Annotated in this window: 19 protein-coding genes; 18 read left to right on the forward strand and 1 reads right to left on the reverse strand. The window is 70.6% G+C overall.

Annotated elements, in window-relative coordinates:
* Positions 1-133: 133 nt before the first annotated feature.
* The 12 genes from rplS (at position 134) to QQM72_RS02305 (ending at position 10,068) form a co-directional block, all read left to right on the forward strand.
* A complete protein-coding gene (rplS, locus tag QQM72_RS02250; protein ID WP_020128707.1) occupies positions 134-484 on the forward strand; it encodes a 50S ribosomal protein L19 in 351 nt (116 codons plus the stop codon).
* A 45-nt stretch (positions 485-529) separates the two neighbouring features.
* Entirely contained in the window at positions 530-1,261 is a 732-nt protein-coding gene (gene lepB, locus QQM72_RS02255; protein WP_314219057.1) for a signal peptidase I, read from the forward strand.
* Positions 1,254-2,351: a signal peptidase I gene (gene lepB, locus QQM72_RS02260; protein WP_314219058.1), complete on the forward strand. Its 1,098-nt coding sequence runs from the start codon at positions 1,254-1,256 to the stop codon at positions 2,349-2,351. The genes lepB (QQM72_RS02255) and lepB (QQM72_RS02260) overlap by 8 nt, the downstream gene beginning before the upstream one ends.
* Positions 2,239-3,222, forward strand: a complete 984-nt coding sequence (gene lepB, locus QQM72_RS02265) for a signal peptidase I (RefSeq protein WP_314219059.1) — start codon at positions 2,239-2,241, stop codon at positions 3,220-3,222. The genes lepB (QQM72_RS02260) and lepB (QQM72_RS02265) overlap by 113 nt, the downstream gene beginning before the upstream one ends.
* Before the next feature lie 121 nt (positions 3,223-3,343).
* A complete protein-coding gene (gene lepB, locus QQM72_RS02270; RefSeq protein ID WP_314219060.1) occupies positions 3,344-4,120 on the forward strand; it encodes a signal peptidase I in 777 nt (258 codons plus the stop codon).
* The gene (locus QQM72_RS02275) at positions 4,110-4,646 is read left to right on the forward strand and encodes an NUDIX hydrolase (RefSeq protein ID WP_314219061.1); all 537 of its coding nucleotides are present in this window, start codon (positions 4,110-4,112) and stop codon (positions 4,644-4,646) included. The genes lepB (QQM72_RS02270) and QQM72_RS02275 overlap by 11 nt, the downstream gene beginning before the upstream one ends.
* Before the next feature lie 56 nt (positions 4,647-4,702).
* The gene (locus QQM72_RS02280) at positions 4,703-5,011 is read left to right on the forward strand and encodes a DUF2469 domain-containing protein (RefSeq protein WP_005311352.1); all 309 of its coding nucleotides are present in this window, start codon (positions 4,703-4,705) and stop codon (positions 5,009-5,011) included.
* A 117-nt stretch (positions 5,012-5,128) separates the two neighbouring features.
* Positions 5,129-5,506, forward strand: a complete 378-nt coding sequence (locus QQM72_RS02285) for a YraN family protein (RefSeq protein WP_314219062.1) — start codon at positions 5,129-5,131, stop codon at positions 5,504-5,506.
* A 1-nt stretch (position 5,507) separates the two neighbouring features.
* Complete coding sequence (locus QQM72_RS02290; protein WP_314219063.1) at positions 5,508-7,133, forward strand: YifB family Mg chelatase-like AAA ATPase; 1,626 nt, start codon at positions 5,508-5,510, stop codon at positions 7,131-7,133.
* Positions 7,130-8,287, forward strand: a complete 1,158-nt coding sequence (gene dprA / locus QQM72_RS02295; RefSeq protein ID WP_314219064.1) for a DNA-processing protein DprA — start codon at positions 7,130-7,132, stop codon at positions 8,285-8,287. Before QQM72_RS02290 ends, dprA begins: the two co-directional genes overlap by 4 nt.
* Before the next feature lie 263 nt (positions 8,288-8,550).
* Positions 8,551-9,393: an RNA polymerase sigma factor WhiG gene (whiG, locus tag QQM72_RS02300; RefSeq protein ID WP_307165625.1), complete on the forward strand. Its 843-nt coding sequence runs from the start codon at positions 8,551-8,553 to the stop codon at positions 9,391-9,393.
* Positions 9,394-9,510: 117 nt separating this feature from the next.
* The gene (locus QQM72_RS02305; protein WP_314219167.1) at positions 9,511-10,068 is read left to right on the forward strand and encodes a TetR/AcrR family transcriptional regulator; all 558 of its coding nucleotides are present in this window, start codon (positions 9,511-9,513) and stop codon (positions 10,066-10,068) included.
* A 187-nt stretch (positions 10,069-10,255) separates the two neighbouring features.
* On the opposite strand, the gene QQM72_RS02310 is transcribed toward QQM72_RS02305, so the two are convergent.
* Positions 10,256-10,831, reverse strand: a complete 576-nt coding sequence (locus QQM72_RS02310) for a murein hydrolase activator EnvC family protein (protein WP_314219065.1) — start codon at positions 10,829-10,831, stop codon at positions 10,256-10,258.
* A 280-nt stretch (positions 10,832-11,111) separates the two neighbouring features.
* Between QQM72_RS02310 and rpsB the strand changes: the two genes are divergently transcribed.
* From rpsB to rlmN, 6 genes are all read left to right on the forward strand, one after another.
* A complete protein-coding gene (gene rpsB, locus QQM72_RS02315; protein ID WP_314219066.1) occupies positions 11,112-12,056 on the forward strand; it encodes a 30S ribosomal protein S2 in 945 nt (314 codons plus the stop codon).
* A 146-nt stretch (positions 12,057-12,202) separates the two neighbouring features.
* Positions 12,203-13,048 (forward strand): translation elongation factor Ts, encoded by an 846-nt coding sequence (tsf, locus tag QQM72_RS02320; RefSeq protein ID WP_314219067.1) that lies wholly within the window; start codon positions 12,203-12,205, stop codon positions 13,046-13,048.
* Between the two features lie 185 nt (positions 13,049-13,233).
* A complete protein-coding gene (pyrH, locus tag QQM72_RS02325) occupies positions 13,234-13,992 on the forward strand; it encodes a UMP kinase (RefSeq protein WP_054239716.1) in 759 nt (252 codons plus the stop codon).
* Between the two features lie 183 nt (positions 13,993-14,175).
* Entirely contained in the window at positions 14,176-14,733 is a 558-nt protein-coding gene (gene frr / locus QQM72_RS02330) for a ribosome recycling factor (protein WP_020128692.1), read from the forward strand.
* Positions 14,733-15,914 (forward strand): phosphatidate cytidylyltransferase, encoded by a 1,182-nt coding sequence (locus QQM72_RS02335; RefSeq protein WP_314219068.1) that lies wholly within the window; start codon positions 14,733-14,735, stop codon positions 15,912-15,914. Before frr ends, QQM72_RS02335 begins: the two co-directional genes overlap by 1 nt.
* 160 nt (positions 15,915-16,074) lie before the next feature.
* Positions 16,075-17,181 (forward strand): 23S rRNA (adenine(2503)-C(2))-methyltransferase RlmN, encoded by a 1,107-nt coding sequence (gene rlmN / locus QQM72_RS02340; protein WP_054239714.1) that lies wholly within the window; start codon positions 16,075-16,077, stop codon positions 17,179-17,181.
* Positions 17,182-17,263: the final 82 nt, after the last annotated feature.

The following is a 17,263-nucleotide window of genomic DNA, read 5'->3' on the forward strand; positions in this document are numbered from 1 at the left end:
CTGTTGTGCGCCGTCCGGTGTGCGCCCCTGCCGCAGGGGGACACGACGCCCGCCTCGACGGGCACACGGCACTCAATCCTCGAACATCTAGTTCCGTTGATGACCTGTGGCATCAGCGAAGAAAGCAGACGAAATGTCTCACCTGCTCGACTCTGTCGACGCCGCGTCGCTGCGCAGCGACGTCCCGGCCTTCCGCCCGGGTGACACCGTCAACGTCCACGTCCGCGTCATCGAGGGCAACCGCTCCCGTGTGCAGCAGTTCAAGGGCGTAGTCATCCGCCGCCAGGGCGCCGGTGTCCGCGAGACCTTCACGGTCCGCAAGGTCTCCTTCTCCGTCGGCGTCGAGCGCACCTTCCCGGTGCACACCCCGATCGTCGAGAAGATCGAGCTCGTCACCCGCGGTGACGTGCGTCGCGCCAAGCTCTACTACCTGCGCGAGCTGCGCGGCAAGGCCGCGAAGATCAAGGAGAAGCGCGACAACTGAGTGCCTTCAGGGGTTCATGGAGCGGCCGGATAGCATCTGGCCCCGATGGACACCGAAGCTCAGCCGACGACGGAGCGCGACCGCTCCTCCCACCCTTCCGTTCCCGCGGACGTCTCCCAGGAGACCCCAAAGGCGGAAGGACCGGAGGGACGGTCGCGTTTCGCGTTGGCGGGGCGGATCACGCAGTGGCTCCCGGGCGGCCGGATCAGTCTGACCCTGCTGATCTGCCTGCTGTCTTTGCTGGTCCTCAACGCTTTCGTGGCGCAACCATTCCAGATTCCCAGCGGATCCATGGAAAACGGATTGAGGATCGGCGACCGCGTTCTCGTAAATAAGTTGGCGTACCGTTTCGGTGCCGAGCCGCGGCGCGGCGATGTCGTCGTGTTCGACGGCGCCGGGTACTTCGGGAACTTCGACTACATCAAGCGCGTCGTGGGTGTAGGGGGAGATCACGTGGTCTGCTGCGACAAGGAGGGGAGGATCAAGGTGAACGGCCGGTCGGTCGACGAGTCGACGTTCCTGTATCCCGGCGACGGCGCGTCCACGGTGGACTTCGACGTCATCGTGCCCGAGGGCACCCTGTTCGTCCTCGGTGACCACCGCAGCCACTCAAGCGACTCCCGGGACCACCTCGGTTCACCCGGCGGCGGCATGATCCCCGTCGGACGGGTGATCGGCCGCGCCGACTGGATCCTCTGGCCCTACGCGCATCTCACCCGCCTGCCCCGCCCGAGCGCCTACGCGCGCGTGCCCGGCGCGGAGGGCGCCCATGGGTAACCGTGGAAGGCCGCGCGGCATCCCGACCAGCGCCGCCGACAACCTGCTGCCCACCGGCGCCAGGCGCACCTCCAGCGCGGGCAGCGGTCGCACGCGCGCGGAGCGGCGCAAGCTCCAGCGCAAGGTCAAGCGCAAGCGCAGGCGTTCGGCCGTCCGCGAGATACCGCTGCTGGTCGGTGTGGCCGTCCTGATAGCCCTGGTCCTCAAGACCTTCCTGGTGCAGGCCTTCGTGATCCCGTCCGGCTCCATGGAGCAGACGATCCGGATCGGCGACCGCGTCCTGGTCGACAAGTTCACCCCGTGGTTCGGCTCCAAGCCCGAGCGCGGGGACGTCGTCGTCTTCAAGGACCCCGGCGGCTGGCTCAACGACGAGCAGACCACCGTCAAGAAGGAGGACCCGGTCGTCGTCAAGCAGATCAAGGAAGGGCTCACCTTCATCGGTCTGCTGCCGTCCGACAACGAGAAGGACCTCATCAAGCGGGTCGTCGGGGTGGGCGGCGACCGCGTCGTGTGCTGTGACACGCAGGGGCGGGTCACCGTCAACGGCGTGCCCCTGGAGGAGGGGGCGTATCTGTATCCCGGGAACGACCCCTCCAGCACGTCGTTCGACATCACCGTCCCCCAGGGGCGGCTGTGGGTGATGGGCGACCACCGGGCCAACTCCGCCGACTCCCGGGCCCACCAGAACACCGACTACGGCGGCACCGTCTCGGAGGACGAGGTGGTGGGGCGCGCCATGGTCATCGCCTGGCCGCTGGGGCACTGGGTCCGTCTCAAGGAACCGCAAACTTTCGCATCCGTGACCGGCTCGGCCGCCACGGCGACCGCGTCCGCCGAGCTGTCGCATAGGGTTGCCCCCGGCGATCCGAATGGATCGGTTCGACAACTCCCGAGCCCTGCGGAACTCCCGCTCGTTATGGGAGTAGTGGGCCTGCGTCGTACGTGGGGCAGGCAGCGGCACAGAGTGAGGAGTTGGCGTGGGGGATGTGGCGGTTGGCGCACGGTCCGGGCACGACGGCGAGGAGTACCGCGGTCATCCCGTGGAAGCCGCCGACCCGGCTTCCGACAGCGCCGTGACCTCCGGGAGTGACCCGGCGGCGGGCGGCGACGGCCCGCCGGCGGACGAGCCGCCCCGGAGCGGTGGCGAAGGGTCCGGCGGTCCGGCCCCGAAGCCGAAGAAGCCCCGCTCCTTCTGGAAGGAGCTGCCGATCCTGATCGGTATCGCGCTCGTCCTCGCGCTGCTGATCAAGACGTTTCTCGTGCAGGCGTTCTCCATCCCGTCCGCTTCGATGGAGAACACCCTCAAGGAGGGTGACCGGGTCCTCGTCGACAAGCTGACCCCGTGGTTCGGTTCCGAGCCGGAGCGCGGCGAGGTCGTCGTCTTCCACGACCCCGACAACTGGCTGGCGGGCGAGGCCACCGTCGATCCGAACGCCTTCCAGACCGTCCTCAGCTGGATCGGCCTGATGCCGTCCGCCGAGGAGAAGGACCTGATCAAGCGGGTCATCGGGGTCGGCGGCGACACCATTTCGTGCAAGGGCACGGGCCCGCTCACGGTCAACGGCAAGGCGCTGAACGAGGCGTCGTACGTGTACGCCGGCAACACCCCGTGCAGCCAGGACGACCAGGGCGGCCAGTTCACCGTGAAGGTCCCCAAGGGCTTCATCTGGGTCATGGGCGACCACCGTCAGAACTCGCGCGACTCGCGCTACAACCAGTCCGACAAGAACCACGGCATGGTGCCCGTCGACCAGGTCGTCGGCCGTGCCGTCGTCAAGGCCTGGCCGCTCACCCGCTGGGGCACGCTGCCGGTGCCGGACACCTTCGACCAGGACGGCCTGAACACCCAGTCCGCCGGACCCGCGGCCCTGACGGTCGCTCCGCAGGGCCTCGCCCTCGTCGGCGTCGTCCCCGTCGTCCTGTGGCGTCGCCGGCGCACGGAGGACTCCGCGGCTCGCTGACCTTCCGGCCTTTGCGCGGCCGCCACTCGGCAAACCCTTTCCCAAGCTTGTGACCAAGGCTCGGGAAGACCGGGGAGGAAGGGCTGACCCGGTTCGGTACCGCCGGGTAGGGTGCGGATCCATGGGTGGCGAGAGCACTACGCGTACGGCCCCGCACAGCGGCGGTGGCACCAACAGTGGCCCGGTGGGCAGCCGGACCGGACAGCGTCTGTCCGGACTGGCCGTCGCACTGGGCCTCGTGCTGTTCCTCGGCGGCTTCGGATGGGGAGCCCTGATCTACCGGCCGTACACCGTGCCCACCAGCTCCATGAGCCCGACGATCGCCGCCGGCGACCGGGTGCTGGCCCAGCGCGTCGACGGCGACGAGGTGCGCCGCGGGGACGTCGTCGTCTTCACCGACAAGACCTGGGCGAGCAACGCGCCCGTGGTCAAGCGGGTCGTCGCGGTCGGCGGCGACACGGTCTCCTGCTGCACCGAAGGCAAGCTGACCGTCAACGGCGAGCAGATCGAGGAGCCGTACCTGCCCGCGGGCAGCCTGGCCGAGATCAAGAACTTCCCGACCGTGAAGGTCCCGGACGGCCGGCTCTTCCTGCTCGGCGACGAGCGGGAGGGTTCCCTGGACTCCACCGCCCACCTCACGGACGCGGCCCAGGGCACGGTCGCGCGCAGCGCCGTCGCGGCCCGTGTCGACGCCGTGGTCTGGCCCATGAACGGCATGCTGGAGCGCCCCACCGGCTTCAAGACGCTCGGCGCCCTCTCCCAGCCCGGTCCGTTGGGGACGATCGGCTGGCTGATCGTCGCCGGTGGTGTGCTGGTCCTCGGTGGCGCTGCGTACGGCCCGATCGCCAAGCGGACGTCCGGCCGCCGTGCCCGGCCGGAGGCGGCCGGTGCCCGCTGAGACCACGGACGAGCCGACGGGCGCGGGCGTCGACTCGTACGAGGGCGGGCTGCGCAAGGTGGCCCGGGTCGTCCTCCTCGACCCGCAGGACCGCATCCTGCTGCTGCACGGCCATGAACCGGACGACCCGGCCGACAAGTGGTGGTTCACCCCGGGTGGCGGCGTGGAGGGCGACGAGACCCGTGAGGAGGCGGCTCTGCGGGAACTCGTCGAGGAGACCGGCATCACCGAGGTCGACCTCGGCCCGGTGCTGTGGCGGCGGATGTGCTCCTTCCCGTTCGCGGGCCGCCGCTGGGACCAGGACGAGTGGTACTACCTGGCCCGTACGACGGTGACGGCGACCCGTGCCACGGCCCTGACCGAGCTGGAGCGGCGCAGCGTCGCCGGAGCGCGTTGGTGGACCTGTGAGGAACTGACGCGGACACATGAGACGGTGTATCCGACCAGACTCGCCGAGCTGCTGCGCAGGCTGTTCGACGAAGGTCCTCCGGCCGGACCCGTAACCCTGGACACGGAAATCGTCTAGAGGCGCACGGGACTGGCGCACAATGAGGAGATCGCACGGCTGAAGGGGAACATGCCATGAGCGCCGAGGACCTCGAGAAGTACGAGACCGAGATGGAGCTGAAGCTCTACCGGGAGTACCGCGATGTCGTCGGTCTGTTCAAATACGTGATCGAGACCGAGCGGCGTTTTTACCTCACCAACGACTACGAGATGCAGGTGCACTCGGTCCAGGGTGAGGTGTTCTTCGAGGTGTCGATGGCGGACGCCTGGGTGTGGGACATGTACCGGCCGGCCCGCTTCGTGAAGCAGGTACGGGTGCTCACGTTCAAGGACGTGAACATCGAGGAGCTCAACAAGAGCGATCTGGAGCTTCCCGGGAGCTGAATCCCGTAGGGGAGCGCTCGTGCGGGTGACGGGGTTTTCCACAGCCCTCTGGTTGTCCACCAAGATCTTTTTCGTGGCGGCGGATGCGTGAACGTGGGTGCCGGAGGTGGTGCCCACATGAACACCCACACGGATCTGGCCCGAGGCGCACGCGGCAGGTACGGCGAGGAACTGGCCGCACGACGGCTGGTCCAGGCCGGGATGACGGTCCTGGAGCGCAACTGGCGCTGCGGCAGGACCGGTGAGATCGACATCGTCGCCAGGGACGGTGACGTCCTGGTCGTCTGCGAGGTGAAGACCCGCAGCGGCGGCGGATTCCAGCACCCGATGGCGTCGGTGACACCGGAGAAGGCCGAACGGCTGCGCGGCCTGGCCGAGCGGTGGGTCCAGGCGCACGGGGGAGCCCCGCCGGGCGGCGTCCGCATCGATCTGGTCGGCGTCGTCCTGCCCCGCCGCGGCGCGGCCGTCGTCGAGCACGCGCGGGGGGTGGCCTGAGATGGGCTTCGCGCGTACGTGCTCGGTGGCGCTGGTGGGCGTCGAAGGGGTCGTCGTCGAGGTGCAGGCCGACCTCGAACCGGGAGTGGCGGCGTTCACGCTGGTGGGGCTGCCGGACAAGAGCCTGACCGAGAGCCGCGACCGGGTACGGGCGGCGGTGGCGAACTCGGGCGGCGACTGGCCGCAGAAGAAGCTCACCGTCGGCCTCAGCCCGGCATCGGTGCCCAAGGCCGGCAGCGGCTTCGATCTGGCCATCGCCAGTGCCGTGCTCGGCGCGGCCGAACGGATCGACCCGCGGGTGCTCGCCGACATCGTCATGATCGGAGAACTCGGCCTGGACGGGCGGGTGCGCCCGGTCCGGGGCATCCTGCCCGCCGTGCTGGCCGCGGCCGACGCCGGATACGAACAGGTGGTCGTGCCGGAGTGCGCAGCCGCCGAGGCGGCACTGGTCCCCGGCGTGTCCGTGCTCGGGGTGCGCAGCCTGCGGCAGCTGATCGCGATCCTCGCCGACGAGCCGGTCCCCGACGAGGAACCGGACGAGGCGGGCCGCCCGGATCCGCTCCTGGCCGGCCTGCGGATGCCCGGCACGGGAGCGGCCACCGGCATGCACGGCATCGGAGCCGCCCATCCGGACCAGGAGCACGACCTCGCGGACGTCGTCGGACAGAGCTCGGCGCGGACCGCGGTGGAGGTGGCCGCGGCCGGCGGACACCACCTCTTCCTGGAAGGACCGCCCGGTACCGGCAAGACCATGCTCGCGGAGCGCCTGCCGGCCGTGCTGCCCCGGCTGAGCCGGCAGGAGTCGCTGGAGGTCACCGCGGTCCACTCGGTGGCCGGGCTGCTGCCGCCGGGCAAGCCCCTCATCGACGTGGCCCCGTACTGCGCCCCGCACCACTCGGCCACGCTGCAGTCGCTGGTCGGGGGCGGGGCCGGGTTCGCCCGCCCCGGCGCCGTCTCGCTGGCCCATCGAGGGGTGCTCTTCCTCGACGAGACCCCGGAGTTCGGCAGCCACGCACTCGACGCCCTGCGGCAGCCCCTGGAGGCCGGGCACGTGGTGATCGCGCGCAGCGCCGGAGTGGTGCGGTTCCCGGCACGGTTCCTGATGGTGCTCGCGGCGAACCCCTGCCCGTGCGGCCGGTTCTCGCAGCGGGACACCCTGTGCGAGTGCCCGCCCTCCGCGATCCGCCGCTACCAGGCACGGCTCTCCGGCCCGCTGCTCGACCGGGTGGACCTGCGGGTCGAGGTCGACCCGGTCAGCCGGGCCCAGCTCGCGCACCGCGGTCCGGCAGGCGAGTCCACGGCGATCGTCGCCGACCGGGTCAGGGCCGCCCGGGAACGTGCGGCGGCCCGGCTGGCGGGCACTCCGTGGCGGACCAACAGCGAGGTGCCGGGGCGGGAGCTGCGCAACCGCTGGCATGCCGCGATCGGTGCCATGGACGAGGCCGAGCGCAGCCTGGAGCGAGGCGTGCTGACCGCCCGGGGGCTCGACCGGGTCCTGCGCGTCGCCTGGACCGTCGCCGACCTGGTCGGACACGACCGGCCCGGCCTGATGGACGTGAACCTGGCACTCCAGCTGCGCACGGGGGTGCCGCGCGGTGTGCCGATGGCCCTCGGAGCCCTCACGTGAACGGCGGCGAGCCGGCGGGCGACCGGCTCGCCCGGGTCTTCCTCGGGCGCGTCCTCGAGCCCGGCGACGAGGTGGGCGGGCAGTGGGTGCGGGAGCGGGGCGTGCCGGAGGTGGTGCGCCGGCTGCGGGACGACGGGGAGCCGTTGCCCGGGGTGACCGCGCGGCGCTGGGCCGGACTGCGGGCGCGGGCCGCGCAGGCCGAGCCGGAGCGGGACCTGGCCCTCGCGCGGGAGGCCGGGGTGCGGTTCGTGTGCCCGGGAGACGCCGAGTGGCCGGGGACGCTGGACGAGCTGGGGGACGCCCGGCCGCTGGGGCTCTGGGTGCGAGGGCGGCCCAGTCTGCGGATGTGGGCGCTGCGGTCGGTGGCCGTCGTCGGTGCCCGCGCCTGCACCGAGTACGGCGCCCACATGGCGGCCACCCTCTCCGCCGGCCTCGCCGAACAGGGCTGGGTGGTGGTGTCGGGCGGTGCCTACGGCGTGGACGGCGCCGCCCACCGGGGCGCCCTCGGCGCGGGTGGCGCCACCGTTGCCGTCCTCGCCTGCGGGGTCGACCAGCCCTACCCGCGCGGCCACACGGTGCTGATCAACAGGATCGCCGAACAGGGTCTGGTGATCGGCGAGTTGCCGCCCGGCGACCATCCGACCCCGACCAGGTTCATCCTGCGCAACCGGGTGATCGCCGCACTCACCCGGGGCACGGTCGTCGTCGAGGCCGCCTACCGCAGCGGCTCGCTGGTCACCGCTCGGGCGGCCCAGCGGCTGGGCCGGCACACGATGGGGGTACCGGGGCCGGCCACGAGCGGACTCTCCGCCGGTGTGCACGAACTGCTGCGGGGAGAGGCCGTGCTGGTCACCGACGCCGCGGAGGTCGTCGAACTGGTCGGTGACATGGGTGAGCTGGCCCCCGACCGGCGTGGCCCCGTGCTGCCGCGAGATCTGCTGGAGCCGGCCGCCCGGCGGGTCCTGGCCGCGCTGCCCGCCCGCAGACCGGCGGCGGTCGACGAGGTCGCCCGCGAGGCCCGGACCACACCGGACGACGCGATCGCGAGACTGTACGAACTCAGAGCGCTCGGCTACGTCGAACGACACGGCGACGGCTGGAAGTTGACACGCCAGGCGGTGGTCTCCGTTCGAGGGGGTCGGCGTGGGTGTTGACCCGGCGTGTTCGGCCGTCCGGGGGAACGCCGAAAGCCTTGGGGATTCCGGCAGTTGGCCCACCCCCGAGGTCGGCGTCGTGACCGCCGTGACCCTGGAGTGCGTCCAGCGGAACGTATCTGCGTACCGGTCGGGGCCCGCTCTTCGCGCACCGCGACACTTCAGTCACGCTACGCTCACGAGGATTCCGGCACAGAACGGCACCTCTGCACCACGCGGTACCCACCTCACGCACTTCACGGCAGAACGGCACAAGGCGACGAATGCCCCAGCACACCTCCGGGTCCGACCGGGCGGCGATCACCCCAGCCGCCCGTGACGGTGGCAGCGTGCGGCCGCCCGCTCCCTCGACGCTCGACGAGCTGTGGCGGTCGTACAAGGCGACGGGGGACGAACGGCTGCGGGAGCAGTTGATCCTGCACTACTCACCGCTGGTGAAGTACGTGGCCGGCCGGGTGAGCGTCGGCCTGCCGCCCAATGTGGAGCAGGCCGACTTCGTGTCCTCCGGGGTCTTCGGACTGATCGACGCGATCGAGAAGTTCGACATCGGACGGGAGATCAAGTTCGAGACCTACGCGATCACCCGGATCCGGGGCGCGATGATCGACGAGCTCCGCGCGCTGGACTGGATCCCGCGGTCGGTGCGGCAGAAGGCGCGCAACGTCGAGCGGGCCTACGCGACGCTGGAGGCCCGGCTGCGGCGGACTCCGTCGGAGTGCGAGGTGGCCGCCGAGCTGGGCATCGCGGTGGACGAACTGCACGCGGTGTTCAGTCAGTTGTCGCTCGCCAACGTGGTGGCGCTGGAGGAGCTGTTGCACGTCGGGGGTGAGGACGGGGACGGCCTCAGCTTCATGGACACGCTGGAGGACACCGCCGCGGACAACCCCGTGGAGGTGGCCGAGGACCGGGAGCTCAGGCGGTTCCTCGCGCGGGCGATCAACACGCTGCCCGACCGGGAGAAGACGGTCGTCACGCTCTACTACTACGAGGGCCTGACGCTCGCCGAGATCGGGAACGTGCTGGGTGTGACCGAGAGCAGGGTCAGTCAGATCCACACCAAGTCGGTCCTCCAGCTGCGCGCGAAACTGGCGAGCTTCGGCCGCTGAACCGGCCGGACCGGCCGGACCGCCCCGGCCGGACGGCGGAAGTGCGGGCGCAGTCACTCCCGCCGGGGGTGGAGCGTCCGTAGAGTGGTCGACGTGCCAAGGATTCGAGCGGCCTCCGTGGCCGAGCACCGGTCGATGCAGCGTGCCGCCCTGCTGGACGCGGCACGCTCCCTGTTGTCCGAGGGCGGTACGGAGGCGCTGACCTTCCCGGCCCTCGCCGAGCGCACGGGACTCGCGCGTTCCTCCGTGTACGAGTACTTCCGGTCGCGGGCCGCCGTGGTCGAGGAGCTGTGCGAGGTCGACTTCCCCGTGTGGGCGGCTGAGGTCGAGGCGGCGATGGCCGCGGCCGACGGGGCCGAGGCCAAGGTCGAGGCGTATGTGCGACGGCAGCTCGCCCTGGTGGGCGACCGGCGGCACCGGGCCGTCGTGGCGATCTCGGCGAGCGAGCTGGACGCGGGGGCCCGGGAGAAGATCCGGGCGGCGCACGGCGGGCTCGTGGCGATGATCGGGGCTGCGCTGGCGGAACTGGGGCATGCGGAGCCCCGGCTGGCGGCGATGCTGTTGCAGGGTGTGGTGGACGCGGCGGTGCGGCGGATCGAGCTCGGGGCCGCGGAGGATCCCACGGCGATCACGGACGCCGCCGTGGGCATGGTGCTGCGGGGCGTCCGGGGCTGAGTCATGGCAGGGGGACGCCGAGCACCGGCGGCAGCCGTGACGGGCCGGTCTGGCGGGGCTGGGTCATGGCAGGGGGACGCCGAGCACCGGCGGCAGCCGTGACGGGCCGGTCTGGCGGGGCTGAGTCATGGCAGGGGGACGCCGAGCACCGGCGGCAGCCGTGACGGGCCGGTCTGGCGGGGCTGGGTCATGGCAGGGGGACGCCGAGCACCGGCAGCAGCCGTGACGGGCCGGTCCGCCGCAGCCACGGGGGCAGCAGCGACAGCGGGTCCAGATACGTCCTGCCGCTCAGCAGCCCCCAGTGCACACACGTTCGTCCGCAGTGCGAGCCCGTCGGTTCCACCGTGCCGACGATCTGGCCCGGGGCCACTTCGTCGCCCTTGCGCACCGACGCCCGCACCGGCTCGTAGGTGGTCCGCAGGGGCGGCCTGCCCGTCGCCGACAGTTCCACCGAGACGACGCCCCGGCCGGCCACCCGCCCCGCGAAGGACACCCGGCCGGCAGCCACCGCCCGTACCGGAGCGTCCGGGGGTGCCGCGAGGTCGACACCTCGGTGGCCGCGGGCGTACGGGCCGGCCGGTGGCTCCCATCCCCGCAGCACCGCCGGACGGCCGCCCACCGGCCAGGCCCGGCCGATCGCCGGGACGGGCGGCGCGGGGAGCGCCCGGGCTCCCCGCGCGACCTGCGGGTCCGCCCACGCCACCGTGGCCAGCGCCATCATCGACAGGACCGGCAGCAGGGCCGTGATTCGCTGTGCGTGCATGACGCCACCGTCGCGTGGCCCCGTGACCGCCGCCGGAGCCTGTGGACCACCCGCCGGTTGTGGACAGCGGCGTCACCCGGTGCCCCGCCGGTCCCGTACACTTCTTCTGGCGATCCGGGTCACCGGGTCGACTTCGCACGCCCCGGTATCGGGGGCCGGCCACGGTCGGTTCTCCGGTATCTGCGCCCCTCGGTCCTTCGTGGCTCGGCGCATCGCGGGCGTCAGGCGCGGGAGCCGTCCGGTCCCCGCGGTACAACCGAGAAACCCAAGGAGAACGGCCATGGCCGTCGTCACGATGCGGGAGCTGCTGGAAAGCGGCGTCCACTTCGGTCACCAGACCCGTCGCTGGAACCCGAAGATGAAGCGCTTCATCTTCACCGAGCGCAACGGCATCTACATCATCGACCTGCTCCAGTCGCTGTCGTACATCGACCGCGCCTACGAGTTCGTCAAGGAGACCGTCGCCCACGGCGGCACGGTCATGTTCGTCGGTACGAAGAAGCAGGCGCAGGAGGCCATCGCGGAGCAGGCCACCCGCGTCGGCATGCCTTACGTCAACCAGCGCTGGCTGGGCGGCATGCTCACCAACTTCTCGACCGTCTACAAGCGCCTTCAGCGCCTCAAGGAGCTCGAGCTCATCGACTTCGAGGACGTCGCCGCCTCGGGTCTGACGAAGAAGGAGCTCCTGGTCCTCTCGCGTGAGAAGGCCAAGCTCGAGAAGACCCTCGGTGGTATCCGCGAGATGTCCAAGGTGCCCAGCGCCGTCTGGATCGTGGACACCAAGAAGGAGCACATCGCGGTCGGCGAGGCCCGCAAGCTCAACATCCCGGTCGTCGCCATCCTCGACACCAACTGTGACCCCGACGAGGTCGACTACAAGATCCCGGGCAACGACGACGCGATCCGCTCCGTCACCCTGCTCACCCGCGTGATCGCCGACGCCGTCGCCGAGGGCCTCATCTCCCGTTCCGGCGTCGCCACCGGTGACAAGGGCGACAAGGCCGCCGGCGAGCCGCTGGCCGCGTGGGAGCGCGACCTGCTCGAGGGCGAGAAGAAGGCCGACGCCGAGACCACGGACGAGGCCGCCGAGAAGCCGGCCGAGGCCGCTGCCGAGGCTGAGGCCCCGGCCGCCGAGGCTCCCGCCGCCGAGGCCGAGGCCCCCGCCGCCGAGGCTGAGGCCCCCGCCGCCGAGGCCGCTCCGGCCGCCGAGGGCGAGCAGGCCTGAGCCAGGCCGTAGGCCGTACGGGCGCCAGATCGTCCGTACGGCCCTAGGGACGAAGTGACGGCGGGGGGTGCCGAGCGCATCGCCCGCCGTTCACCCACAGCCCCCCGATCTTCGAGACTTCGAACTCCGAGAGAGATTCACAGATCATGGCGAACTACACCGCCGCTGACGTCAAGAAGCTCCGTGAGCTCACCGGCGCCGGCATGATGGACTGCAAGAAGGCACTGGACGAGGCCGAGGGCAGCGTCGACAAGGCCGTCGAGGCGCTCCGGATCAAGGGCCAGAAGGGCGTCGCCAAGCGTGAGGGCCGCTCCGCCGAGAACGGCGCCGTGGTCTCGATCATCGCCGACGACAACTCCTCCGGCGTCCTCGTCGAGCTGAAGTGCGAGACGGACTTCGTCGCCAAGGGTGACAAGTTCCAGGCCGTCGCCAACGCGATCGCCGAGCACGTCGCCAAGACCTCCCCGGCCGACCTCGAGGCGCTGCTCGCGTCCGAGATCGAGGCCGGCAAGACCGTCCAGGCGTTCGTGGACGAGGCCAACGCCAACCTCGGCGAGAAGATCGTGCTGGACCGCTTCGCGCAGTTCGCCGACGGCTTCGTGACCGCGTACATGCACCGCACGATGCCCGACCTGCCCCCGCAGATCGGTGTCCTCGTCGAGTTCGACAAGCAGACCGATGAGGCCGCGGCCGTCGCCAAGGGCATCGCCCAGCACATCGCCGCCTTCGCGCCGAAGTACCTCTCCAAGGAGGACGTGCCGGCCGAGGTCGTCGAGTCCGAGCGCCGCGTCGCCGAGGAGACCACCCGCGCCGAGGGCAAGCCCGAGGCCGCCCTGCCGAAGATCGTCGAGGGTCGCCTCAACGGCTTCTTCAAGGACGCCACGCTGCTCGGCCAGCCGTACGCGCTGGACAACAAGAAGTCCGTCCAGAAGGTCCTGGACGAGGCCGGTGTCACCCTGAAGCGCTTCACGCGTATCAAGGTCGGCATCTGAGTCCGTACCGCGATCGACGCTCCGGCCCGATAGGGTCGGACGCAGTCGTCCGGTACGCCGTCACGCGCGTGCGTGACGGACGACAGCAGATCTGACGAGGAGGCCATTGCCGCGCACGGGTTGGAACACCCCACCGGCAATGGCCTTCTTCGCATGTGCACCACGTGAAAGAGGCGGGATCTCCCATGACCACCAAGGCCCAGAAGAGCGACGACGGCAAACTACGCGGCCGGTTCATGCTGAAGCTGTCCGGGGAGGCATTCTCCGGTGGCGGGGGCCTGGGCGTGGACCCCGACGTGGTGCACAAGATCGCCCGTGAGATCGCCGCCGTCGTCCGTGACGGTGCCGAGATCGCGGTCGTGATCGGCGGCGGCAACTTCTTCCGCGGCGCCGAACTCCAGCAGCGCGGCATGGACCGGGCCCGCTCGGACTACATGGGCATGCTCGGCACGGTCATGAACTGCCTCGCCCTCCAGGACTTCCTGGAGAAGGAGGGCATCGACAGCCGCGTGCAGACCGCCATCACCATGGGCCAGGTCGCCGAGCCGTACATCCCGCTGCGCGCCGTGCGGCACCTGGAGAAGGGCCGCGTGGTCATCTTCGGTGCCGGTATGGGCATGCCGTACTTCTCCACCGACACCACCGCCGCCCAGCGCGCCCTGGAGATCGACGCAGAGGCGCTGCTGATGGGCAAGAACGGCGTGGACGGCGTCTACGACTCCGACCCGAAGACCAACCCGGCGGCCGTCAAGTTCGACGCCCTCGGCTACGGCGAGGTCATCACCCGCGACCTGAAGGTCGCCGACATGACCGCGATCACGCTGTGCCGCGACAACAAGCTCCCGATCCTCGTCTTCGAGCTTCTGACCGAAGGCAATATCGCTCGCGCCGTCAAGGGTGAGAAGATCGGCACGCTTGTGGGTGAGCAGGGCAGCCGGTCCTGACCGGTACGACCCCGTAGAACCCCGGTTCCGTACGACAACACCTGACCGGGGGACGGACCCTGGCCGGGGGATGGACAATGTCCTGCCGGTCGGGAACCGTGCAGGAAGAAGACGCGACGCAGCCGGCCGCCGCCTCCGCAAGGAACCGCAGCCGGGCCTACTCAAGACACGCAGGAGCAAGTGGTGATCGAAGAGACCCTCCTCGAGGCCGAGGAGAAGATGGAGAAGGCCGTCGTGGTCGCCAAGGAGGACTTCGCCGCGATCCGCACCGGCCGTGCGCACCCGGCGATGTTCAACAAGATCGTTGCCGACTACTACGGCGCACCGACGCCGATCAACCAGCTGGCTTCGTTCTCCGTGCCGGAGCCGCGCATGGCGGTCGTGACCCCGTTCGACAAGACCGCGCTGCGCAACATCGAGCAGGCGATCCGCGACTCCGACCTGGGCGTCAACCCGAGCAACGACGGCAACATCATCCGAGTGGTGTTCCCGGAGCTGACCGAGGAGCGCCGCCGCGACTACATCAAGGTCGCCAAGGGCAAGGGCGAGGACGCCAAGGTGTCCATCCGCGCGGTCCGCCGCAAGGCCAAGGACGCGATCGACAAGCTGATCAAGGACGGCGAGGTCGGCGAGGACGAGGGCCGCCGTGCGGAGAAGGAGCTCGACGACACCACCGCGAAGTACGTCGCCCAGGTGGACGAGCTCCTGAAGCACAAGGAAGCGGAGCTGCTCGAGGTCTGATGAACGACTCTTCCTGGGGCTCACCGCCACACGCCGGGTCGCGGGCCGGGTACTGGGGGCCCGTCGACCAGGGGCCGGTCCAGGGGGCCGCCCCGGCGGGTCCCGCGTACGATGCGCCTGAGGCGCAGCAGACTCGCCCCATGCCCATCGTCCCCGACGTACCCGCGCGCGGCGGAAACCAGGATGACGACCGGGGGGCCGCTCGGTCGGGCGGCCCCTTGTTCCCGGACCGGCCCTACGGCAACCAGCCGTACGGCGACGCCGCCCACGGCCACGACACACCGTCGGCACAGCCCCACGCGGCGGTGCCGCAGAATCCGGAGCCCATGCCCGACGCCTCTCACCCGGCGCCCGCACCCCAGAAGAAGAGTGCGGGCCGAGACCTGGGCGCGGCCATAGGGGTCGGGGTCGGGCTGGGCGTGGTGATCATCGCGTCGCTGTTCGTCGTCAAGGCCGTGTTCATCGGCGTGATAGCGGTCGCCGTCGTCGTCGGCCTGTGGGAGCTGACCAGCAGGCTTCAGGAGCGCAAGGGCATCAAGGCGCCGCTCGTGCCGCTCGCGGTCGGCGGGGCGGCGATGGTCGTCGCCGGATACGTCCGGGGTCCCGAGGGCGCCTGGGTCGCCATGGCCCTCACCGCGCTCGCGGTGCTGGTCTGGCGGATGACCGAACCGCCCGAGGGCTACCTGAAGGACGTCACCGCCGGCGTCTTCGCGGCCTTCTACGTCCCGTTCCTGGCCACGTTCGTCGCCCTGATGCTCACCGCCGACGACGGAGCCTTCCGCGTCATGACGTTCCTGGTCCTGACGGTCGTCAGCGACACGGGCGCGTACGCCGTCGGCTGGCGCTTCGGCAAGACCAAGCTCGCTCCGCGCATCAGCCCGGGCAAGACCCGCGAGGGCCTGCTCGGCGCGGTGTCGTTCGCGATGGTCGCCGGCGCGCTGCTGATGCAGTTCGTGATCGACGACGGCACCTGGTGGCAGGGTCTGCTGCTCGGCCTGGCCGTCGCGGCCAGCGCCACGCTCGGCGACCTCGGCGAGTCGATGATCAAGCGGGACCTGGGCATCAAGGACATGGGCACGCTGCTCCCGGGCCACGGGGGCATCATGGACCGCCTGGACTCGCTGCTGCCCACGGCTCCCGTGGTGTGGCTGCTGCTCGTCCTGTTCGTGGGTTCCGGCTGACCCACACCGCACGACCGGCTCGTACGGGCCCTCTCCCTGTGCCTTGGGGAGGGGGCCCGTCGCCGTGTGACATGGCGGTTCGCCGCGCCCGGCCGCCGGCGATCACGCCGTATGGCTCACAGCCGGGGCCACGCATTCGATCTGCGACACTGGAGGGGTTATGCCTGCACCCGGAGAACTCACTTTCGTCGCCCCCCGCGGAGCCAAGAAGCCGCCGCGGCATCTCGCCGACCTCTCGCCCGCCGAGCGGAAGGAGGTCGTGGCGGAGATCGGGGAGAAGCCGTTCCGTGCCAAGCAGCTGTCGCAGCACTACTTCGCGCGTTACGCGCACGACCCGGCGGAGTGGACCGACATCCCCGCCGGTGCTCGCGAGAAGCTGCGTGAGGCACTGCTGCCGGACCTGATGTCGGTCGTGCGGCATCTGTCGACGGACCAGGGGACCACCCGTAAGACCCTGTGGCGGCTGTTCGACGGCACGCTCGTGGAGTCGGTGCTGATGCGCTACCCGGACCGGGTGACGATGTGCATCAGCTCGCAGGCCGGGTGCGGGATGAACTGCCCGTTCTGCGCGACCGGGCAGGCGGGTCTCGACCGCAATCTGTCCACCGCCGAGATCGTGCACCAGATCGTCGACGGGATGCGGGCGCTGCGGGACGGGGACGTGCCAGGGGGGCCCGCCAGGCTCTCCAACATCGTCTTCATGGGGATGGGCGAGCCGCTCGCCAACTACAAGCGGGTCGTCGGCGCCATCCGCGCGCTCACCGACCCGGCTCCTGACGGGCTCGGGATCTCGCAGCGGGGCATCACCGTGTCGACGGTCGGGCTGGTGCCGGCCATCCACCGGTTCTCCGACGAGGGCTTCAAGTGCCGGCTCGCGATCTCCCTGCACGCGCCGGACGACGAGCTGCGCGACACCCTCGTCCCCGTGAACACACGGTGGAAGGTGCGCGAGGTGCTGGACGCCGGGTTCGAGTACACCGAGCGGTCCGGACGCCGGCTGTCCATCGAGTACGCGCTGATCCGGGACATCAACGACCAGGCCTGGCGTGGTGACCGGCTGGGGAGGCTGCTGCGCGGCAAGCCCGTGCACGTCAACCTCATCCCGCTCAACCCGACCCCGGGTTCGAAGTGGACGGCGTCCCGGCCCGAGGACGAGAAGGCGTTCGTCGAGGCGATCGCCGCGCACGGGGTGCCCGTCACGGTGCGGGACACCCGTGGCCAGGAGATCGACGGGGCATGCGGTCAGCTCGCGGCCACCGAGCGGTAGTCTGACCCCGGTATCAGGTATGACGTATCGGGTATCAGTACGTCCGTATCAGTACATCTTCATATTCCGACAGGGGAGCGCC

This window comes from Streptomyces zaehneri, from assembly GCF_032248645.1.
Lineage (GTDB): Bacteria > Actinomycetota > Actinomycetes > Streptomycetales > Streptomycetaceae > Streptomyces > Streptomyces coriariae.

Coding starts and splice junctions, on each gene's coding strand:
- rplS (WP_020128707.1), top strand. CDS start 134: ATGTCTCACCTGCTCGACTCTGTCGACGCCGCGTCGCTGCGCAGCGAC.
- lepB (WP_314219057.1), top strand. CDS start 530: ATGGACACCGAAGCTCAGCCGACGACGGAGCGCGACCGCTCCTCCCAC.
- lepB (WP_314219058.1), top strand. CDS start 1,254: ATGGGTAACCGTGGAAGGCCGCGCGGCATCCCGACCAGCGCCGCCGAC.
- lepB (WP_314219060.1), top strand. CDS start 3,344: ATGGGTGGCGAGAGCACTACGCGTACGGCCCCGCACAGCGGCGGTGGC.
- QQM72_RS02280 (WP_005311352.1), top strand. CDS start 4,703: ATGAGCGCCGAGGACCTCGAGAAGTACGAGACCGAGATGGAGCTGAAG.
- QQM72_RS02285 (WP_314219062.1), top strand. CDS start 5,129: ATGAACACCCACACGGATCTGGCCCGAGGCGCACGCGGCAGGTACGGC.
- QQM72_RS02290 (WP_314219063.1), top strand. CDS start 5,508: ATGGGCTTCGCGCGTACGTGCTCGGTGGCGCTGGTGGGCGTCGAAGGG.
- whiG (WP_307165625.1), top strand. CDS start 8,551: ATGCCCCAGCACACCTCCGGGTCCGACCGGGCGGCGATCACCCCAGCC.
- QQM72_RS02310 (WP_314219065.1), bottom strand. CDS start 10,831: ATGCACGCACAGCGAATCACGGCCCTGCTGCCGGTCCTGTCGATGATG.
- rpsB (WP_314219066.1), top strand. CDS start 11,112: ATGGCCGTCGTCACGATGCGGGAGCTGCTGGAAAGCGGCGTCCACTTC.
- tsf (WP_314219067.1), top strand. CDS start 12,203: ATGGCGAACTACACCGCCGCTGACGTCAAGAAGCTCCGTGAGCTCACC.
- pyrH (WP_054239716.1), top strand. CDS start 13,234: ATGACCACCAAGGCCCAGAAGAGCGACGACGGCAAACTACGCGGCCGG.
- QQM72_RS02335 (WP_314219068.1), top strand. CDS start 14,733: ATGAACGACTCTTCCTGGGGCTCACCGCCACACGCCGGGTCGCGGGCC.
- rlmN (WP_054239714.1), top strand. CDS start 16,075: ATGCCTGCACCCGGAGAACTCACTTTCGTCGCCCCCCGCGGAGCCAAG.